Source organism: Mumia sp. zg.B53 (assembly GCF_019550935.1).
Taxonomy (GTDB): Bacteria; Actinomycetota; Actinomycetes; order Propionibacteriales; family Nocardioidaceae; genus Mumia.
The window spans coordinates 70,705-89,089 of sequence record NZ_JAHWCK010000001.1 but is presented as its reverse complement, the minus strand read 5'-3'; the positions used below and the strand labels follow the sequence as shown (position 1 = coordinate 89,089).

General features: G+C 68.1%; 22 protein-coding genes. 10 read left to right on the top strand and 12 right to left on the bottom strand.

Going from position 1 to position 18,385, the window contains the following annotated elements:
- The first annotated feature begins 19 nt into the window (after positions 1-19).
- Entirely contained in the window at positions 20-304 is a 285-nt protein-coding gene (locus tag KV102_RS00405) for a type II toxin-antitoxin system Phd/YefM family antitoxin (RefSeq protein WP_220344978.1), read from the top strand.
- Positions 301-690 (top strand): PIN domain-containing protein, encoded by a 390-nt coding sequence (locus KV102_RS00400; RefSeq protein ID WP_220344977.1) that lies wholly within the window; start codon positions 301-303, stop codon positions 688-690. Before KV102_RS00405 ends, KV102_RS00400 begins: the two co-directional genes overlap by 4 nt.
- A 48-nt stretch (positions 691-738) precedes the next feature.
- Here KV102_RS00400 and KV102_RS00395 read toward each other — a convergent pair whose 3' ends face one another.
- Positions 739-1,476: a D-Ala-D-Ala carboxypeptidase family metallohydrolase gene (locus KV102_RS00395; protein ID WP_220341477.1), complete on the bottom strand. Its 738-nt coding sequence runs from the start codon at positions 1,474-1,476 to the stop codon at positions 739-741.
- 144 nt (positions 1,477-1,620) lie between these two features.
- Between KV102_RS00395 and KV102_RS00390 the strand changes: the two genes are divergently transcribed.
- Together KV102_RS00390 and KV102_RS00385 are read left to right on the top strand one after the other, a co-directional pair.
- Entirely contained in the window at positions 1,621-2,586 is a 966-nt protein-coding gene (locus KV102_RS00390) for a hypothetical protein (RefSeq protein ID WP_220344976.1), read from the top strand.
- 38 nt (positions 2,587-2,624) lie between these two features.
- Positions 2,625-3,008, top strand: a complete 384-nt coding sequence (locus KV102_RS00385) for a hypothetical protein (protein WP_220344975.1) — start codon at positions 2,625-2,627, stop codon at positions 3,006-3,008.
- Positions 3,009-3,015: 7 nt separating this feature from the next.
- Here KV102_RS00385 and KV102_RS00380 read toward each other — a convergent pair whose 3' ends face one another.
- The 6 genes from KV102_RS00380 to KV102_RS00355 form a co-directional block, all read right to left on the bottom strand.
- Positions 3,016-3,699 carry a TIGR00266 family protein gene (locus KV102_RS00380; RefSeq protein WP_220341474.1) on the bottom strand — a complete coding sequence of 228 codons (684 nt, stop codon included), beginning with the start codon at positions 3,697-3,699 and terminating at the stop codon, positions 3,016-3,018.
- Positions 3,700-3,855: 156 nt separating this feature from the next.
- On the bottom strand, positions 3,856-4,548 hold the full coding sequence (locus KV102_RS00375; RefSeq protein WP_220344974.1) for an SCO6880 family protein: 693 nt from the start codon (positions 4,546-4,548) through the stop codon (positions 3,856-3,858).
- Between the two features lie 6 nt (positions 4,549-4,554).
- Positions 4,555-5,832: a conjugal transfer protein TrbL gene (locus KV102_RS00370; RefSeq protein ID WP_308290187.1), complete on the bottom strand. Its 1,278-nt coding sequence runs from the start codon at positions 5,830-5,832 to the stop codon at positions 4,555-4,557.
- A gap of 32 nt (positions 5,833-5,864) precedes the next feature.
- On the bottom strand, positions 5,865-6,170 hold the full coding sequence (locus KV102_RS00365; protein WP_220344972.1) for a DUF6112 family protein: 306 nt from the start codon (positions 6,168-6,170) through the stop codon (positions 5,865-5,867).
- A gap of 32 nt (positions 6,171-6,202) precedes the next feature.
- Positions 6,203-6,406, bottom strand: coding sequence for a DUF6112 family protein (locus tag KV102_RS00360; RefSeq protein WP_255560541.1), 204 nt, complete (start codon positions 6,404-6,406; stop codon positions 6,203-6,205).
- A gap of 233 nt (positions 6,407-6,639) precedes the next feature.
- The gene (locus KV102_RS00355; protein ID WP_220344971.1) at positions 6,640-7,344 is read right to left on the bottom strand and encodes a M15 family metallopeptidase; all 705 of its coding nucleotides are present in this window, start codon (positions 7,342-7,344) and stop codon (positions 6,640-6,642) included.
- A gap of 164 nt (positions 7,345-7,508) precedes the next feature.
- Between KV102_RS00355 and KV102_RS19700 the strand changes: the two genes are divergently transcribed.
- A complete protein-coding gene (locus KV102_RS19700) occupies positions 7,509-8,393 on the top strand; it encodes a zinc-ribbon domain-containing protein (protein WP_374197333.1) in 885 nt (294 codons plus the stop codon).
- 38 nt (positions 8,394-8,431) lie between these two features.
- Here the strand turns inward: KV102_RS19700 and KV102_RS00345 are convergent, their stop codons facing one another.
- Complete coding sequence (locus KV102_RS00345) at positions 8,432-8,638, bottom strand: hypothetical protein (protein WP_220344969.1); 207 nt, start codon at positions 8,636-8,638, stop codon at positions 8,432-8,434.
- 74 nt (positions 8,639-8,712) lie between these two features.
- On the opposite strand from KV102_RS00345, the gene KV102_RS00340 reads away from it, so the two are divergent.
- Together KV102_RS00340 and KV102_RS00335 are read left to right on the top strand one after the other, a co-directional pair.
- The gene (locus tag KV102_RS00340; protein ID WP_220344968.1) at positions 8,713-8,988 is read left to right on the top strand and encodes a hypothetical protein; all 276 of its coding nucleotides are present in this window, start codon (positions 8,713-8,715) and stop codon (positions 8,986-8,988) included.
- Positions 8,989-9,096: 108 nt separating this feature from the next.
- Positions 9,097-9,711: a hypothetical protein gene (locus KV102_RS00335; protein ID WP_220344967.1), complete on the top strand. Its 615-nt coding sequence runs from the start codon at positions 9,097-9,099 to the stop codon at positions 9,709-9,711.
- Between the two features lie 203 nt (positions 9,712-9,914).
- On the opposite strand, the gene KV102_RS00330 is transcribed toward KV102_RS00335, so the two are convergent.
- Entirely contained in the window at positions 9,915-10,610 is a 696-nt protein-coding gene (locus KV102_RS00330; protein ID WP_220344966.1) for a peptidoglycan DD-metalloendopeptidase family protein, read from the bottom strand.
- 472 nt (positions 10,611-11,082) lie between these two features.
- Here KV102_RS00330 and KV102_RS00325 point away from each other — a divergent pair, with 472 nt between their 5' ends.
- The 3 genes from KV102_RS00325 to KV102_RS00315 all read left to right on the top strand — a co-directional run bounded on the left by KV102_RS00325 (position 11,083) and on the right by KV102_RS00315 (position 14,957).
- Positions 11,083-12,987, top strand: a complete 1,905-nt coding sequence (locus KV102_RS00325; RefSeq protein ID WP_220344965.1) for a hypothetical protein — start codon at positions 11,083-11,085, stop codon at positions 12,985-12,987.
- A gap of 225 nt (positions 12,988-13,212) precedes the next feature.
- On the top strand, positions 13,213-13,899 hold the full coding sequence (locus KV102_RS00320) for a hypothetical protein (RefSeq protein WP_220344964.1): 687 nt from the start codon (positions 13,213-13,215) through the stop codon (positions 13,897-13,899).
- Positions 13,900-14,552: 653 nt separating this feature from the next.
- Positions 14,553-14,957, top strand: a complete 405-nt coding sequence (locus tag KV102_RS00315) for a hypothetical protein (protein ID WP_220344963.1) — start codon at positions 14,553-14,555, stop codon at positions 14,955-14,957.
- 117 nt (positions 14,958-15,074) lie between these two features.
- Here the strand turns inward: KV102_RS00315 and KV102_RS00310 are convergent, their stop codons facing one another.
- The 3 genes from KV102_RS00310 to KV102_RS00300 all read right to left on the bottom strand — a co-directional run bounded on the left by KV102_RS00310 (position 15,075) and on the right by KV102_RS00300 (position 18,362).
- On the bottom strand, positions 15,075-15,386 hold the full coding sequence (locus KV102_RS00310) for a pentapeptide repeat-containing protein (protein ID WP_220346214.1): 312 nt from the start codon (positions 15,384-15,386) through the stop codon (positions 15,075-15,077).
- A 569-nt stretch (positions 15,387-15,955) separates the two neighbouring features.
- Positions 15,956-16,240 (bottom strand): Fe-S cluster assembly protein HesB, encoded by a 285-nt coding sequence (locus KV102_RS00305; RefSeq protein ID WP_220341472.1) that lies wholly within the window; start codon positions 16,238-16,240, stop codon positions 15,956-15,958.
- A 94-nt stretch (positions 16,241-16,334) separates the two neighbouring features.
- Positions 16,335-18,362 (bottom strand): sulfatase, encoded by a 2,028-nt coding sequence (locus KV102_RS00300; RefSeq protein WP_220344962.1) that lies wholly within the window; start codon positions 18,360-18,362, stop codon positions 16,335-16,337.
- Positions 18,363-18,385: the final 23 nt, after the last annotated feature.

Here is an 18,385-nt window from a genome sequence, read left to right as displayed (position 1 = left end):
TCGCTGTACGTTGTTGTACATGTCCACCGTCACGATGAGTCAGGCGCGGGCCCAGCTGGCGGCGCTGCTGGACCGCGTCGAGGCCGGCGAGGAGATCACGATCACCCGCCACGGCCGCGCGGTGGCCCGCCTCTCCCCTCCCCGCACGGCACGAGCGGCACGCGCGGACCATCTCTTCGCGGCGGCCGACGCCATCGCCGACGAGGTCGACAGCTATCGAGGGCTCCCGCTTCCCCGCGCGCCCCGAGAGGCGGATGCGGACGCCGCGGTCCGGTCGCTCCGCGCGGACCGAGACTCTTGGTGACGGTCGCCTTCGACGCTGGCGTCGTCATCTGTGCTGCGGTCGCCGACCAGCGGGGCGCGATCCTGCTCGACGCGATCGACGCCTCGTCTCCCGACGTGCCGGTCGGGATCGGATCGACGCTGCTCTTCACCGAGGCGCTCACGGTCGCCGACGACCGTCGTGACGAGCGCCTCCGCATGATCGCGATCCTTGGCCGGCTCGCGCTCCTCCCCGTCACTCAGGACGTCGCCGTGGTGGCTGCCGCCCTCAAGCTCCGGCACCGGCTCAAGACTCCCGACGCGCTGCACCTCGCCACCGCGATCACCGCGGGAGCCGACCAGTTCGTGACGATCAACCGACGCGACTTCGGCTCGCGGATCACCGAGATCGACATCATCCACCCGTGAGCGCTGTCCCGCCTGGCGGGCATCTGTGACGCCCGCCAGACGGGCGGATCAGATGCCGCAGGTGGGTGCGGACCAGAAGCGCGACGCGGGTGCTGCCACGTGGACGTGGTCGTCATGGCCTGGGTAGCCCGGCCCCAGGATCATCGCGAACCCGTGGTTGCGTGCCTGCTTCGCGATCGTGCAGAACCCCTGGGAGCCGGCACCGAGATCGGCGGCGTCGCCGTAGAGGTGCCGACTGTTGGACGCTCCTCCGACCGCGCTGTTGCACGACGTGCTGCGGAAGCCGCTGTTGACCGTCAGCGGTCGATCACCCAAGGCGTGGCGGAGTGCCTGGAGCTTCCACATCGTGACGAGGGCGTTCGCCCGTGCCGTCGCAGCGGACACCGCCCCGCCCGACCAGGTGCTGTTGCACCGGTTCAGCTCGGCATAGCTGAAGTTGGCCGGCGTGCAGTCGTCGTCCTGCAGCGCGTAGATCTTGGAGTACGTCTGGGCGTTCGCGACTCCGTCGGCAGTGAGACCGTACGCCTGCTGGAAGCGCGTGACGGCCGCCTTGGTGGCGGGGCCGTAGCTGCTGTCGAGGGCGAGGACACCCCCGGAGCCGGGATAGCCCGACACCCGGATCTGGAGCTGACGGACGTCGTCACCCGTCGATCCTTGGGACAGCGTGCGGGACCACGTGTAGCAGGCGTCGGCAGAGGCCGGACCGGCCGTGGCGACCACGCCGAGCGTGGTGGTGGCGATCACGAGGGCAAGTGCTGCGACGAGATGACGGATGGATCGGACCACGGTCTGCCTCCAGGGGTGAGGATCGTTGTGCCAAGGTTCGTCGCACTCGTCGATCTTGGCAACCCCCAACCGCGGGCGCACCGCCTGAGGGAGGCTGTGGACAACGCTGACGCGTGACGGTCGGTTCGCGGGACAGTTCGGCGCATGCCGCTGTTCGACCCGTACCCCGCGTCACCCGAGCAGATCCTTGCCTCGGCCGGCAAGATCGAGGGCCGCGCCACTGCCGTGGGCTCCGTCGTGGACGAGACGGTCCGCCGGGTCGTGGCGGCCTCGTCCCACGTCGACGGGTCGCTCCTCACAGCCATCCCGCTGGGGGCGGGGCCGGTCATGGCGCTGGGTGGCCAGGTCGACGAGCGCTCCCGATACGCGGCGACCGTCGTCCGGGCCTGGGCTGTCAGCGTGACGATCTACGACGCAGGTGTGGAGGCGCTCAACGCGAAGTACGACGCGGCCGCCGCCGATACTCGCGCGGCGACGACCGCCGACCTTCATCACCGGCACGCCGTGCTGGAGGGCTCGCTCGACGACGCCGCGCGGCAGCTCGCCAGGCTCCTCGACGCCGGCCCGTCGGACGACGGCTGGCGACGGCTCGGCGGGCTCGGCCCCGTGCCTTCCTCGTACGCGCCGCCCGTGGCACGGCCCCGGCGCGGCGGCGACCCCGCCGCGATCACGGCGCTGACGGTCCTGCTGGGCGATCCACGCGCCTGTCTTCCCGAGACCGGCAACGTCGCGGACTGCCTGGTCGAGGCCGCCTCGGTCCTGCCGGTCGGCAAGCTGCTCAAGCTCCGCAAGCTGCTCAGAGCCTTCGAGAAGGCCGACGACGTCAAGGACACCAGCAACTACGTCGACGACGTCGCCGACGTCCTCGATGAGCTCCCACACGGCATCCAGAAGAAGGTCCGCGTCGTCAGGGACGATGCCGAGCTGCACGCGCTCTACGCTCGAATCGCGAGGGGAGCCACACCGGCCGACGTCGCAGGATACGACGGGATCATGATGAGGCGACCCGACGGCGTCCTCGTGGGAATCCGTGGCGGGTCCAAGAGCGGCGGACCCACCATCGACGTCCGATATCCCAGTGGCGCAAAAGGAAAGGTGCACGTCGAGTGAGAACTGATCAGGGACTGACGCTCGAACAGGATCTTCTGATGAGTGCGTCCGACGACTGGGTCTACGCGAGCGACGTGATCGGAACCGCCCGGGTGATGGCAGCGTCCCTCCCGCTCGACCTCGCCGATCTGCGCGACCTGTGCGTCGGCGTGATCGCACGGCTCGTGGCGGGTGGACTGATCGAGCTGGGAGATGTGAGAAGCGGACAGGGTTTCGTCCGGTGGGACGCAACCGACGGGGAGGCGATCGTACGCGTGGCTCGCGACTGGGGCTCGAGGCGAGACGTCGATGTGATGCCAGGGGACCTCTTCTGGCTCAACACGACACCTCGCGGTGACGAGATCGGCAACGCGATCACCGACTGGGTCAACGCCGACCCCGAGACGCGAGGTCCTGCTCCCTCGGTCGACCCGGCACGGTGAGCGGGTGTCAGTTCGAGCTGGTGTCCCGCGGCAGCTTCGGGATCAGCCAGCCGAGGAACGCATCCTGGCTCCGCGTCTGCAGATAGACCCGTCCGGGGCCGGTCAGGTCGACGACGAAACCCTCCCCGCTGAGCAGCGTCGACTTCCAGCCGCCAACCTTGCGCACCTTGAAGTCGACCCCCTCGCTCCAGCCGACGAGGTGACCGGTGTCCACGACGTGCCGCTCCCCCGGCGCGAGGTCCATCGTCTCGATCGCGCCGTAGCTCGCGACGAGCAACGGCCCAGTGCCCGTGCAGCGGAGCATGAACAGACCCTCGCCACCGAAGAATGTCTTCGCGCCGCCCCACTTGCTGTCGACCTCGATCTCGGGTCCGGCGGCGAGGTAGGCCCCCGACTGGAGAAACACGGTCTCTCCGCTCAACGTCCACGTCACGATGTCGCCGGGCAGCACGGGCGCGAAGGTGATCGTGCCCGGCCCACCCTGCGCAGTGAAGGTGTTGACGAAGAACGACTCGCCACCGAGCACCGCTCGACGCAGACCCTTGAGCATGCCGCCGCCGGTCGAGGTCTGGATCTCGACGTTGGACGACATCGCCATCATCGCTCCACCCTCGGCCTTGACCGACTCGCCGGGCGAGAGGGTGCAGACGGCAGCGGCGTAGCCAGGGCGGCTGGTGATATCGATGTCCATGTGGGCAGTGTGCCAACTCCTACCGCCTCACGCTGCGGAACCACGCGTCGCGGTCACGGGGGTCTGCCCCGGTCCGTCGTCGGCTCGGCGGCGTGCCGCCCTGGGGTACCGGTGCATGGTGGTCCATCGACGCGGTCAGCACGGCCTCCCCACCGCTCAGGTCGTCGCGACGTCCGCCACCGCTCGGGCCGTACGGGCGGGGGCAAGGTGGCGACGCTTCGGACGACCTCGAAGGGTTTGCCGCCACAACGCGGCCGCGGACCCCAGGGCCTGCGCCGTTTCCTCGGTGGGCCACAGCGAGCGCATCCGGCGCCGGCCAGTGCGCCCGGAGCGGCATGCCGTCGCGAGGACGCGGCCCCACGAGACAACGCGACGCTCCTGCTCCGCAGGGTCGAGCAACACGAACGCGGGGTGGGAGACGCCGACGATCGCGGTCAGGGTCGAACCGTGCGGGTCGTGGACCATGACGGCGTCGGTTTCGGGGTCGACCCATTGCCGCAGCCGAGCCGCATCGCCCGGCAGCGCCAGTGCGCCGGCGGGGCGCGGCTTCACGATCCGGCGGCGGTACAGCAGTTGTCCGCCGGTGGATCGCCAGAGCCACCGCGCGCCGATCGGCGCCCACTCGATGAGCTTGCGCCCTCCGACGCCGACGAATGCCAGTGCGACGAAAGGCAGGATGAGCGGGAAGGTCATCACCACGGCGCCGACGTAGAGACCGATGATCAAGGTGCCGGAGGCGAGACTGGCCATCACGAGTTGAGGTCCGGACAATCCGAGCAGTACGCCGCGCTTGGTCAGGCGCGAGAACTTGATCGGGGTCAGCTTCGGCTCACCGGTCGTCGTGGCCACAGCCGATCACTTCTTTCCAGCGGTGTCGGCCAGTGTCGAATCTGCGACCGGGGGCGGGACGGTCGATGGTGCGGCCGACTCGTGCGCCTCTGCGTGTCCGGTCGCCTGGGCAGCGACGAAGTTGCCGAGCCGAGGACCGGCTGCTGCCGCCTCCTTCGCGACCACCGCCCCGGCAGCAACCGCTCCGCCTGCTGCCGCTGCGCCTCCCGAGGCGCTCCCGGTCCCTGCGCCAACGCCACCTGCACCACTCGAGGGGCCGCCAGCGGACGGTCCCGCGGTCACGGGCGAGCTGCCAGTCCCCGTACCGCCAGTGCCACCGCCTCCTGCGCCGCTGTCGCCCAGGACCTTGGCCGGCTCACTGCCAGTGCGCCGGGAGAGCGGGATCGGCATCGGCCGGTTGAGGGACGCCTTGGCCTCCTGCTCGGCCGACATCGCGTGGTACGTGTCGAAGCCCATGAAGGCGATGGCCTTGTAGGTCAGGTACGGCGCGAACCCGGCCATCAGCATCAACACGACGCCGGCCATCGGTTGGCTCACCGACTCCAGGTCCGCGTCGATCGGCGCGGACACCTGTGCGGTCGCGAGCAGGAAGATCACGACGAGGACGACCTTGGAGAGGATCATCGCGATCACGAAGCTCGCCCACCGGGCCAGCCACGAGCGTGTGTGGTCCCAGGTCGATCCGGCGAGAGCGATCGGCGCGAAAACGATCGCGATCAGCAGCAGCGCCTTGCGGATGAGGAGGCTGATCCACACCACCATTGCGCCCATGATGGCGAGGCTGGCGAGGAAGATCGTCAGGATCGCGCCGGCCCCGGGCGCGGCGAGATTGACTGTGCCAAGTCCGGCGGCGAGTACGGCGACCTTGTCGCCCATCTCGTTCATATTGGTGCCGGCGGCGTTGACGATGCCGATGCAGAGCCGATCGGTGATCTCGAGCGCGGTCGCGAGCAGGGCGAGCGCGACGAAGGAGCCGAGGATCGATTTCGCGAGCCCGAGTGCGGCTCTGGACAGCGCGGCCGGCTCGCGGCGGATCATGCCGCCGATGACCTGGAGCATGAAGAACCCCAGCATCACAAAGACCCCGACACCGAACATGATGTTGTAGACCTTCGTGTACGCGCCGCTGGTCACGTCGACGTACGTCGTGGTGTCGATGACCTTCCAGACGGACGTGAACATCCATTCGGCCGCGCCGCCCATGCCCTGCGCGAGCCAGTCGAACGGCGCGGTCACTACCGCACCGGCCGCGTCCCCGGCGGCGTTGCAGACCTCGTGAATCACCGGCACATCGCAGACACCCATGACGTTCTCCCTCAGACCTGCTGGCCGACGTTCCAGAAGAAGTTCACGAGCGTCACCGAGGCGCCACAGACGATCGCGGCTCCGAGGGCGACGAGTACGCCGAGCTTGCCGCGGCCCGCGAGGTGCGGGTTGCCCGAGTTCGCGCCGAGCGCCCACACGATCGCGGAGATGATGAGAGCGAGTACGGCCAGGATCAGCCCGACTGTCATCGAGGCGCCGACGAGCTGCTTGAGCTCGCCGATGCCGGGGAGCCCGTTGGAGTTCGGGTCGATCTCGATGTCGAGAGGAAGCAGGAGGGCTGCTGCAGGAAGGTTCATCGGAAAGACTCCTGACGTCATGTGCGGACGTATTAGAGGTGCGGTCCGATATCCAGCAGCCAGTTGGCCCAGGTGAGTGCAGCGCCGGTGAGGGTGGCGCCACCGATCGCGACGAAGCAGCCGAGCTTGGCCTTCTGCGCCGTGTGCCAGCTGCCCGAGCTCGATGAGATGGCCCATGTCATCGCGGAGACGATCAGCATCAGCATCAGCACGGCGATGATCAGGCCGTACGTCAACAATGCGCCGACGACAGCTCGGAGGTCACCGGCGCCTCCATCGCGCCGAAGTCGGGCCCGACATTGCTGCGAATCGCGGATCGGAATGGCATGTCCCTGAGGTGAGCATCGAATCCCGATCGATTTCTGATGCTTCTGTTGGTGTCAGGCGGCCGATGTTCGGCCCGGGAGCCCGTATGAGGGGGACGTCAGCGACTCAGCGGATGTGTGCGGATCACGGCTGTCCGAGCGGATCAACTGACTCTCGCCGCGCCGTAGATGGCCTGCGAGCGACCTGTGAGGAGGGCCCAGTATCGGTCGCCGTAGGACCAGTGCCACCACTCGGTCGGGTAGTTCACGAATCCGGCCGCGTGCATGGCCGATGCCAGGACGTGGCGGTTCTGGCGTGCCTCCTGCGAGATGTTCTTCGCAGCGAAGTAGCAGGCTTGGTCGCAGTCTTCGGGTCGCGCATCGATTGCCGTGCCCATGTCCAAGCGCATGCGTTGCGCGTCAATCAGCGTCAGGTCCACGGCCGCTCCAGACACGTGGGGGGCGATGTCCGGTGGCGATACGAACTCGCTTGCTGCCATATGTGCCCCTGACTCAGACAGCTCCGGTTCGGCGTCCATCAAGCGCTGCTTACGGCGGTTGAAGTAGAACGCCTGCTGCTCGTAGGGCCGGTAACCCTCCACAAGGAGTAGCCGTATCCCGGTGGGCAGTTGCTCTTCGGCCTTGAGCAAGCGCTCGGCGACTGAGGCGCGGAGAAGAAAGTACAGCGGGTTCTGAGGGTTCTCATCGGGGTCTGTGGCCAAGGACAACTCACGCGAGTCGACAAGTTTCTCCCCACAATCTTCGGCTGGTACTTCCGCGACGCGTGGATCGCCCATCAGGATCAGCGAGGCCATGGCCGCCACGTTGCCATGCCGATGATCGGATCTCGGCACGACCGCGCCGAACACGGGCCTGATCCGGTGCAAGTTGCGCGCAGGCGAAGGCTCAGGCGCGGTGTCGCGAATCTGTTCGAGATGCTGCCGCAGTCTGGGTTAGGTGAGCCGGCGAACGGTGATGACCTCGCCCGAGAACTCGCCGATCGTCCCGTAGCGCACGACGTCACCGGTCCGAGGTGCATGGAGGATCCGGTCACCGCCGACGTAGATCGCGACGTGGTGCGGGCCACCGGCGCCTGGGTAGCTCCGGTTGTCCCGAGTGTGCCGCCAAGAAGGTGGGTCGAAGCCGTTCTACTGCACCGGCCGGCGGATCACTGGCAGACCTCCATCCGAAGATCGCGGTCGAGTTCGTCTCCTGTAGCCGGCCCGACCGCTCACCTGCTGATCTCCGGCCCTCGAGCAACTTCATCTGTGTCTGGCGCTGCCCAGATTGCGGCCACGAGTACAAGGCCGCGCCGGCGGCGCGTGTCCGTGGTCGGGGCTGCCCGCGGTGCGCCCCGGCAAAGAGAGGTGACTGTCGCAGCCGCGGAGACGCCGCTCGTGGCACGAGCCTCGCCGACCACGCGTCGCGACTGTCCGATGAGTTCGTGGAAATCATCGGCCGGCCGCACCGCTCCCCTGCCGACATTTCGGTCGGCTCCAACTTGAAAGCCAAGTGGCGATGTGCAGAGTGCAGACACGAATGGACGACCACGGTCGCCTCTCGTGCGCTCGCCGGGACGGGGTGTCCGGCGTGCGGTCGCCGCCGTACGGGGCACGCCCGGTCAGTACCTGCACCGGGCCGTTCCCTGCTCGATCTGTTTCCCGATGTCGCAAAGCAGTTCCTCGAAAACCTCACACACCCTGACCGCGAGCCAGACCGGCTTAAGGCCGCCAGCCACGACAGATGCCGCTGGCGATGCGCGTGGGGACACGAGTGGGAAACAACCGTGAGCAATCGCACTCGCGGCGGAACCGGATGCCCGGAGTGCCCACGCAGCTTGCGAGTGGACCACCTCGCCGCGTGCCGCACGCCATCCACGCGACCTGCCTACTCACGGGTCGACGAGTCGCACCATTGAACTCACTTGCTGCACCGCGGCCTACAGGACGGGCCTCGTCAGGACTTGTCCTCGTCGATCCAGGAGTCGAGGGTGGCGCGGGTGATGTCGAGCTCGCGGGCCACTCTCGACTTCATCACCCCGTTGTGAAGCATCGTGCGTGCGTGTGCTCGCTGGCGCCCACGAACCTCCTCGAGCGCCGCGCGTGCGCGACGTGCTTCGTCGGCGAGGCTGTTCGCCTCGCCGATCAGGTCCCTGGTTTCCATTCGAGCCCCTTCCGGTCGACGTCCACCACTATACGGGGTTATATAGGACTATACAAAGATGTATAGTCCTATACATGACGAAGACGACACGGACTCCGCACCCCGATATTCAACCCGCGCTCAAGCCGGACCGGCTCTATTGCGCCTATGACCCCTTCGTGTGTGTCGAGTGCGCCGGTGCGACGGCCCTCGCTACCGGCATGACGATCGGCGGGGCGCCAGTCACCCCGCTCACTGTCGGCGAAGTTGTCGAATGGGCCGCTTCTGCTCTCGGCCCGCTCCAGTGCCAGGGCCAGCACCTCGAGGCGACCGTCGGCACCGACGGCAGCCTCGAGATCCGACGGCCGTAAGGCGCGACTCCCGAACTACCCCGCTCCCCACTCCAAACGAGGTCTGGGGAGCGGGGTCTTCCATGTCCGGGCGCCGAGCTGCACAAGCGCTCCTCAAAGAGGCGGCAGGTGCCCTACGTCGTGCCCATGACGACTACGCCTGAGGACCCCGACGACGACAATCCGGCCGAAGACCCGGTGTCGCCGACCCGGGCGGCATGGCACAGCCTCAGCGAAGCCCTCGAGGAGCGACTCCGCCAGGACTACCCCGAGGCATTCGTGAATCCGCGTCCAGATCCGCGCGCTGACCTGCTCGCGTCGCTCAATCGACTCGGGCGAGCCCGCGAGAAGCGTGATGCGCTCGACGCGATCGCGTCCGATGAGATGACGTTCGGTGAGGCGACGTCCGCGTCGGCGGACGTGGACGCGGACGCGCCGCCATATGTAGTGCAGTCGCCGTCGGGCGATGAGTTCGAGGCACTCCAGTCGAACGCCGCTCGTGATTTCGACTCTGCCCGCGACGAGGTCACCGGTAAGGCAGCGGTCCTCGCCGTCGATGCCGATGCTGCCGCCAAGGAGTCTGCCCGACAGGCGAAGATCTCGAACCGACACGCGAAGATCTCGAACTTGATCGCCGGAGTAGCCGTCGCGGTGACATTCGTGGCCACTGTTGTCCCCGGTGTCGTCGACCTCCTCGACGGCAATGAGCCCACTAGGGTCATCGTCGAGGACGAGCGACCCTGAGAATCACTTCCGGTCCACGCTAGCCGGCTTTGCCGATCGTTGGGCACAAGGCCGTCACGGTGCTGACCTGCGCCAAGGGGATTTCGCGGAGTCCTCACCAGCCAGCCGCGAGAAGCGCCCTCAGCCACCAGCCGAGGGCGCTTCTGTGTGTCGGCCCCGCTCACTCGGTCGGATGAACCGTTCGTGGACCGGCGCAGGGCTGCTCAGCGCAGGTATGCGGCAGGGTTGACCGGACGGCCGTTGACCCGGATCTCGAGGTGCAGGTGCGGGCCTTGGGAGTTGCCGGTGGAGCCGACGGTCCCGATCTTCTGGCCGGTTTCGACGTGCTGTCCGACGGTGACGCTCTGACGGCTCTGATGGGCGTACCAGCTGGAGAACCCTCGCTGGTGACGGATCTGGGTGAGGTTGCCGTAGGCGCCTCCCCATCCGACCTCGGTGACGGTGCCGGCGCTGATGGCGCGCACCGGTGTGCCGGTAGGTGCGGCGAGGTCGAGGCCGGTGTGTTGGCCGGAGGCGTAGTAGCTCTTGCGCATTCCGAAGGTGTTGGTGATCCGGTAGCGCTTCACCGGCGACACGATGTGCGCCGCCTTCGGTCGCTGGGCTCGTGCGCTGCGCTTGCTCGATCGCGTGCTGGATCGCTGGGATGCGACTCGGGCGCGAACGGCACCAAGCGGTACCGCGAGGGTCCATCCGGGCTGAATGCGGTCGGCGTCGACGAGGTGTGAACCGTCGGGCTGCTTGGACCGACTCGCGGTGACGATCTCGCGGTAGCGGGTCGGGTCGTTGAGGGTGTAGCCGGCGATCGCCCACAACGTGTCGCCGGAGCGTACGACCACACGCTCGGGATCGGTGCTCGCCGCGGCCGCGGCCGCCTGCGCTGGGAGCGGTGCCCCTGTCACGCCGGCGCGACAGGTGACAGAAGACCCCGCCTCGGCGAGGCCCAGCGTCCCCGGCGCCGGCCAGGATCTCCCCCGCCCATTCACGGACCGCTAGCCACGCAGGAGACCTGATGAAGAGCCGTTCGCGCCTCGAGTTGCGCCTCACCCGACTCGTCGCTGTCACTCCCCCGCTCCCCACGACGCCCCCGGCCGGGTTGAAAGTGGACGTCGTCTACCCCTCAGGCCAGACCGGGACCTCCTCCACTTCGAGGCGGTGACGTGATGGCCCGACCGAGCCCGCACTACACCGGCTGCGAACCATGGACGACCGAGAAGCCTCAAACATGCCGGAGACCAGCGTCGACGGGCGCTCGCGATTGTCTCCACGTGTAGCAGAATGGGATCACGAGTCTCTGGTGGGACACGCCGAGACGCCACAGGTGCGAGGAGTGGTCGGACGTCAGATTCACCGAGCGACGGCGATGCCGAGCAGGTGGCCCGGCTCCTCGCGGGCGGACTCCAAGCGCTTCGCGGGTCGGGTGAGTTGCAGCGCGCGCGCGAGCAGTTCGAGCAGGCCGGCCGCCTGGCATCTGCGCGGGAAATGATGCCCGAGCTTGGGCTCGCCGCGATCGGCATCGGCGGGTTCTGGATCCATGAACAACGCGACCCGGTCATGCAGGCGCTGGTTGCGTCCTGGCGCCGCATCGCCCTTGACGGCCTCAACGAGTCCTCGCTTCTTGCCTTTCGTCTCCGAGCACGGGGGGCCGCCGAGGACGACTACGAGACCGGCGAGCGCACCGCGGTCATGCAGGCGCTGGAGGACGCGCGCGCCTGCGGCGACCGTACGATCCTCGCCGAGACCCTCCACCTCGCCCAGCATTGCCTGCTGGGACCCGCACACATCGGGTTACGCCTGGAGCTGGGCCAGGAACTGCTCGCTGTCGCCGGCGCAGAGCAGGACGCCTTCGAGGAGTGCCGCGGCTTGCTGTGGCGTGCCACGAACCTCTACCTGGCAGGCCACCCGCACGCGGAACGGGCGCTGACGATGCTTCGTGCGGCCTTGGAGGCGCGGCCCCACGTGGCGATGAGCTACGTCCTCTCAGCTATGGAAGTCATGGGTTCGATCCGCGAAGGCTCGTTGGAACGCGCGGAGATGCTCGCCGAGGAGTGCGCAGACCTGGGACGTCGAGCGGGTGACCCCGATGTGTTCGGCTGGCACGGAGCCCACCTGACGACCATCCGGTACTACCAGGGACGCGCAGCCGAACTCGTTCCCTTCCTGCGCGACATGGTCGCCTCCCCGGTGCTCTCTGAGCCGAACGACGCGTTCCTCGGGGCGCTGGCAACCGTGGCGGCCATGTCAGGTGAGACGTGGTCGGCGGCGACGGCGCTGCGGCGCCTACGACGCCCGACGTTGGGCACCCTGCGGCACAACAGCCTGTGGCTGTCCACGATGTACGGCGCCGTAATCGCGGCACGCCTCCTGCACGACGCGGAGGCGGCGCAGGAGGCATACGCCCTGCTGCTGCCGTATGCGCATCTGCCGATCATGGCGAGTTTGGCCGTCACCTGCTTCGGTTCGACCCACTACCCGCTCGGAGCCGCTGCCATGGCGCTCGGCAGGACCGACGATGCGGCCGTGCACTACCGGGCCGCCCTAGCTGCCAATGAGGACTTCGGACACCGGCCGGCCCACGTTCTGGCCGAAGCTGGCCTCGCAGAGTCGCTGTCCATCCTCGGCGACCGTCACGATGCGCAACGGCACTGGACCCAAGCCCGCACTGAGGCGGCCGCGCTCGGAATGGACGGCTGGGTCGCCCGGTGGGACACAGCCGAACAATCGTCCAAGCACCATCACAGCGAGGGCGGTAGGAACACTGACGAACGTGCGGGCTTCGCGACGGCAACATGCGTCCGGTCCGGCGCCGGCTGGCGGATCCGTGCCAAAGGCAAACAGGTCCAGGTGCCTGACAGTCTCGGCGTGACCTACCTAGCGACACTCGTCGCGAACCCCGGCGTCGAGATTCCTGTCCTCACCCTGGTCCAAGGGCAGCTGCGCCAGACGGCACCAGCCCAGGAGCTCATCGACGACGAGGCGCGAAATGCTTACCGCCAGCGGATCAGTGAACTCGAGCAGCAGATCGAGGACGCCGAGCTGGACGGCGATGCCGAGCAGGCCAGGTCCGAGCTCGACTGGCTGCTGCGCGAGCTCAGTCACGCCACCGGCCTGGGCGGTCGCACACGAGGGTTCACAGAGGACGCCGAGCGAGCCCGCTCCTCGGTGCAGAAGGCGATCCGTCGGGCCCTGGCCCGCATCGGGCAGGCCGACCCGGTCGTCGGCGACCACTTCAAGGTCGCCGTCAGCACCGGCGCGTGTTGCTCTTACCGGCCCACCTAAGACCCCAAGACTCTCGAGCAGCTCGCGGAGAATTCGCCCCGTCTCGAGGTGTCGAACCGGGTGGTGGGCGGCACACGGTGTCCAACCCCGTCACGTCGGTCACAACAGGGCACAGCGAGTCACGCCTTAGGGATAGAAGCTCGGCAACCACACGGATGCCGAACCCATCCCAGACCGGGACAACAGGCATTGCCTCCGATCCCGGTCCTCACACAGGAGAACATCATGACCACCGACACGACCACCCAGGCGGCGACGAACGCTGTCTCCGGACACCCGAACCCGTCCTTCACTGCACAGGCCGTCCCGGCGACCACTGTGAAAGCCGCCAGCCACCTCAAGCAGTGGATGTTCGATCCGAACCATCAGCACCACGCACTGCTCCCGAAGAGGAGTTTCGAGGGGCCGGCATCGCGCAACACCAACCTGAAGAACAGCAACACCAAGAAGTTCCTGCAGTGGGAGCACATGTTCTTCGGGATCAACCTCGGCTTTACCTCCGACGCCTCCGCGACGACCGCGGAGCGAGTGAGGCGCTGGTTCTTCACCCGCCCGCACAACGACGAGTCGCCGCTGAGGTACGGCGACGTGTTCGCTCTGGGCTACGGCGCCGATCCCTCCTACATCCGCAACGCACAGCGGTCAGTGGGCGTCGACCTGAAGTGGTCGACGAAGCCCAAGTTCGAGTGGGAGATCCTCGGTGGACCTCGGGGAACCCCGGTTCGGTCCGGTGACTGGGTCGCCATCTACAACCGGGTCGCCAAGGAACCCCTCATCCACTTCCCCCGGGAGCTCGGTGGGGAGATCGGCTGGCCCAGTAGCACCACCCTCGTGGACCAGCTCACTGACGTGGTCCTGAAGTTCATCAGGGATCACTGGAAGGAAGGCATGACCTACCTCCTCGCCATGTGATCGGCTGCGCCCGCGTTGATGGCCATGGATCCGGCTGCGACGACTCGCACCTCGTGCGGGCGTCGCAGCCGAACAAAGGTCTGGTCCTTGGATCCACCCGCGGTTCAGACCCTCGCCTGAGAGCATGCCCGTCGCATCACCGAGGGCGGTGGACCGCCCATGACACCCGCCTGGACGGCTGGTTCTTGTGGATAACGCAGCGGTGTCCACAGGCATCTGAGCGGCCGGGCGACGATGCCGGCGCGCCGGTCCAGACTGTGGCACGAACCAGCTCCAACGGTGCTGCAGAAGGAGGGCGAGATGCGAACCTCGACGACGCTGATCAGGCTCTGCGCGGTCGTCCCAGCTGGCCTCGCGAGCGGCTTCATCGGTGTCCTCGGACTGGGGATGCCGCCAGGTGCAGGCCTGGTACTCGCGTTCCTCGGCACCCTGCTGGCCTCTGTCATCCTGGCGTGCGGCAGGTGGGAGCCGGCGGCGGCTCGGGTGTTCGGGTTCGCCCGTGGCCTGCGCCCGGGCGAACGGGCGCTCCTCGGCCCGGCCCTGCTCCGTGTCGGGAAGCTCGACCTCGCCCCGCTGCGGGTGTTGGTGCGCGTGACCGTCACCGACGGGAGACCTGCCACCCCGATCGGACGAAACACCGTCATCGTCGAGCCATGGCTGCTGACAAGCCTGTACGAGCACCGACCACAACGGTGGATGCGGCCACCGCGATCGGGCATGCCGTTGCCAGCCAGCACGTCGGTCCCGCCCGGTTCGATCTCGCCGCACGCCTGTGGGCGTTCCCGTTGACGCTCGTGGTTCTGGCAGTCCGTCAGGTGGCGCGTGTGTTCGCGTGGGTGCCCGGCGGCGGTCTGGCCTGGCACCTGCGGATCGTGCTCGGCATCGTTGCGCTGGTGCAGGGCTTCCAGCGCGGCGGCGACGTGGCATTAGGGATTACGACTGCATCAATGGTCGCGGCCAGCTACATCGCACCAGCTGCCGATCGGGCCAGGCGCACGGTGGTGGAGCGTGAAGCAGATCAGACGGTCGCCCGGCGGGCCTTGCTGAACCGTTGGTGAAGTTCGTGCGTTGGCGGCACGGTGCGGCCTCCCTCGAGCGGGTCCACCGCATCCGCATGGGCGCCGCAGCCTGACAACTGGCTGCCGACGACCAGGGGTTCGTCACTGAGGTCAGGGTCATGTCGTCGACGGCAGGAAGTCCGGCGGCAGCCCTTTAGCGCTCTCCAGCCCGGTGACACTCTTCAAACCGGTCACGCTGCCCAAACCGGTGACACCGGTGAGGTTGGCGTTGGTGAGGTTGGCGTTGGTGAGATCGGCGCCGGTGAGGTCAGCGCCGGTGAGGTCAGCGCCGGTGAGGTTGGCGGCGGTGAGGTTGGCATCGCTGAGGTTGGAGTCGGGGAGCTTGGCGTCGACGAGCAAGGCCGGCTGCAGGTCGGCGCCGTACAGGTTGGCGGCGGTGAGGTCGGTGCCCCAGAGGTTGGCGCCCAGAGCCTGGTGAAGACGAGGTCAGCGCCGACGAGGCGAGCCCCTTGGAGGTTGAGGCCGGCCCGCACCCTGTCTGCCGTGACCCAGCTCGCTTTGCGGGTGAGCAGGGCGAGCGCGGCTGCGACGTCAGTATCGGGCGGGTTGGCAGGAGCTGTCTTGGTCTGGTCGCGAATGCCCAGCTGAAGCGCGGCTTGTCGACGTCGACACCGATCGGCGCCGCCTTCTTCTCGACCTGGAGGTCGACGATCGTCACGCTCTTCGACGACGCGCTCGCATCAGCGGCTCTGGCAGCGGGGGCGGCGTTGAGTGCGGGGAACAGCAGTGCGAGCACCACGACGAGAGCAGCGGTGATGCGGCCCCGATCGAGAGAGCGACGGCGATCCGGCGCGGGTCTGGGCACGATTCCTCAGAGAGAAACGATTCAACGAGGGAACGTAACCACCCGATGTGACGTGGACAACGAAGTGACCGGTTGCGGCCAGATCGGCAGTGACGAGACGAAACCGCCCGCGGTCTCGACGGATGCCGAGGCCGCGGGCGGCTCTCTCGTACGACGGTGTCGTACGGCGTGCCTACTGCTCCGGACGCTCGGCGAGCTGGAACTGAACGGCGCCCTCGCTGGTCACCTGGGCGTCGAGGATCTTGTCGTCGAGCACCTGCGAGGCGGCGCCGTCGAGGTACACCTTGGCGTCTCCCGACTCGACGAGCGTGTCGCCCGGCTCTCCGACGAAGACCGCCGAGATGGCGAACCCCTCGTCCGTCGGTCCGCTGATGCGGAGCCCTCCGTCCTCGGACGGGACCTGCTTGTTGATGAGCGTCGTGACGATGTCGCTGGCGTTCTCGGTGAGGGTGAGCATGAGCTCTCCTTCCGTGGCGGTCAGATCACCCCACCGTTCGTCGGGATGCCGGCCCGTTCAAGTCGGGCGTCCACTGGGTGGACACTCGACTCGCCTAGCGGCGGTGCGCGGTGACCCCGTCGAGCGTGATCGTGCCGTCGTCCAGGCGGACGCTCGTCGCGTACCGGTACCTCGCCCGTACGGCCGGGTCCGCGAGGTCGATCGCTCCCCCGACGTCGACGGAGAAGAGGAACTCCCACCCGCTCCCCTGGTCGGCGTACGCGGTCGCGGTGGTGCCGCGCAGCACGAAGGCGTACCGAGCACCTGCTCCCGCGAGGTCGACCGTCCCATCGAGGTTCCCCAGCGGCTCGGCGCCGGCGGTGATGAGCGTGCCGTCCACCCGAAGGTCCCAGCCGACCCGGTTCAGCCCGTTGTGGTAGCGGAAGAGCAGGTAGTTGTCGGCATCCTCAGCCAATCCGACGAACACCGTGTCCTGGTTGCCCGCCTCCGCGAACGTCCCGGGGTCCAGGACGAGCGCGACCTCGTCGGAGTTCGGTGACACGTCGGAGAGGAAGACGAGGTGCGTCAGCCGCGAGGCGGAGACGGCGAGCTGCCCGTCCCGTACGCCCACCTCCCCCAGCCGCGCGCCGACCGGCAGGGTCGTCCAGCGCGACAGGTCGCCGTCGAAGGTCTCGACGAGCTCGCGTCGTGGGTAGGCGCGCCTCGACGGCGCTGGCGGAAGCAGGTCCACATCGGCCATGTGCGCGCGGAGCATCGCCCGCAGGATCCGCTCGGTCACGACCTCGTCGGCGGAGATGTCGGTCGTCTCGCCGGGGTCGCGCGCGAGGTCGTACAGCTCCGTCCGTCCGTCACGCAGGTACTGGACGAGCTTGTGCCGACCGTGCCGCACCGCAGCGTGCGGATGGGTCCGTCCGATGAAGTGGGGATAGACCCAGAACAACGTGTCGCGCCGGAGCCGGCCTCGACCCGTGAGCAGCGGCGCGATGCTCCTCCCGTCGAACTCGCGTCCGGGCCGGCCACCCGCGAGGTCGAGCGCGGTCGGGAGGATGTCGATCGTGCTGGTGGGCGTCGTGTCCTGGCGTCCGGGGCGAATCGTCCCGGGCCACGAGGCGATCAGCGGCACACGGATGCCGCCCTCGTACAGCTCGCCCTTGCCGCCACGCAGCGGCACGTTGGCGTCGCGGTACGGGCCACCGTTGTCGGCGGTGACCAGGAGGAGAGTGTCCTCGGCGATCCCCAGATCGGTGAGCGTCGCGGCGATGCGCCCGACCTGGTCGTCGATGCTCTCGAGCATCGCCGCCAGCACCGGCCTGTTGGGCGACTCCCCGGCGCCGGGCTTCGCGCGGTACTTCGCCACGAGCTCGGGCTTCGCGTCGAGACTCGTGTGGACCGCGTAGTTCGACAGGTGGAGGAAGAACGGCTCGTCGCGGTGGCGGGTGACGAAGTCGACGGCCTCCTGCGCCAGCCGGTCGGTGAGGTACTCGCCCGGCTCACGCGCCGGGAGGCTCGGCATGAAGGAGTACGGGTGGAAGTAGTCGCCGTCGCCGATGTACAGCTCCTCGGAGGCGATCGCCTCGTCGAAGCCGTGCGCGAAGGGGTTGCCGGGACGGCTCCGGTAGTCGCCGGAGTAGCGCTCGGTCAGGTGCCACTTGCCGATCAGGCCGGTCGTGTATCCGTACGGTCCGAGAACGTCGGGCACCGTGCGGAAGTCGGTCGAGAGGTGCTTGTCGCTCGGCGCCGGCTCCCCGCGCAGGAAGTCGGTGATGCCCGTCCGCGCGGGATAGAGGCCGGTGACGAGCGCCGCGCGGGTCGGCGAGCACAACGACGCCGCCGCGTACGCCGACTCGAACCTCAGGCCTTCGCGTGCCAGACGATCGATGTGCGGGGTCTCGTTGAAGCTCGTCCCGCAGCAGCCGATCTCGTCCCAGCCGAGATCGTCGATCGAGATGACCAGGACGTTCGGTCGCCGCCGGCGTCGCCACGTCACGGCGTCCGCGCGGGTGACCGCGCTCGGCGCCACCGTCAGCGTGAGAGCACCCGCAGCGATGCCGCGGAGCACGGTGCGCCGGGTGGGTTCGGGGACGTGCTCGGAGGCCTCGGGAATCGACATGGGCGTGGTCACCTTTCACTTCTGGCACGAGGTGA

What these genes read in the sequence shown, in the direction of transcription:
- KV102_RS00385 (WP_220344975.1), top strand. Translation starts at nt 2,625, where the DNA reads ATGAGTGCGTCCGACGACTGGGTCTACGCGAGCGACGTGATCGGAACC.
- KV102_RS00315 (WP_220344963.1), top strand. Translation starts at nt 14,553, where the DNA reads ATGGCTGCTGACAAGCCTGTACGAGCACCGACCACAACGGTGGATGCG.
- KV102_RS00340 (WP_220344968.1), top strand. Translation starts at nt 8,713, where the DNA reads ATGACGAAGACGACACGGACTCCGCACCCCGATATTCAACCCGCGCTC.
- KV102_RS00345 (WP_220344969.1), bottom strand. Translation starts at nt 8,638, where the DNA reads ATGGAAACCAGGGACCTGATCGGCGAGGCGAACAGCCTCGCCGACGAA.
- KV102_RS00390 (WP_220344976.1), top strand. Translation starts at nt 1,621, where the DNA reads ATGCCGCTGTTCGACCCGTACCCCGCGTCACCCGAGCAGATCCTTGCC.
- KV102_RS00320 (WP_220344964.1), top strand. Translation starts at nt 13,213, where the DNA reads ATGACCACCGACACGACCACCCAGGCGGCGACGAACGCTGTCTCCGGA.
- KV102_RS00380 (WP_220341474.1), bottom strand. Translation starts at nt 3,699, where the DNA reads ATGGACATCGATATCACCAGCCGCCCTGGCTACGCCGCTGCCGTCTGC.
- KV102_RS00405 (WP_220344978.1), top strand. Translation starts at nt 20, where the DNA reads ATGTCCACCGTCACGATGAGTCAGGCGCGGGCCCAGCTGGCGGCGCTG.
- KV102_RS00305 (WP_220341472.1), bottom strand. Translation starts at nt 16,240, where the DNA reads ATGCTCACCCTCACCGAGAACGCCAGCGACATCGTCACGACGCTCATC.
- KV102_RS00365 (WP_220344972.1), bottom strand. Translation starts at nt 6,170, where the DNA reads ATGAACCTTCCTGCAGCAGCCCTCCTGCTTCCTCTCGACATCGAGATC.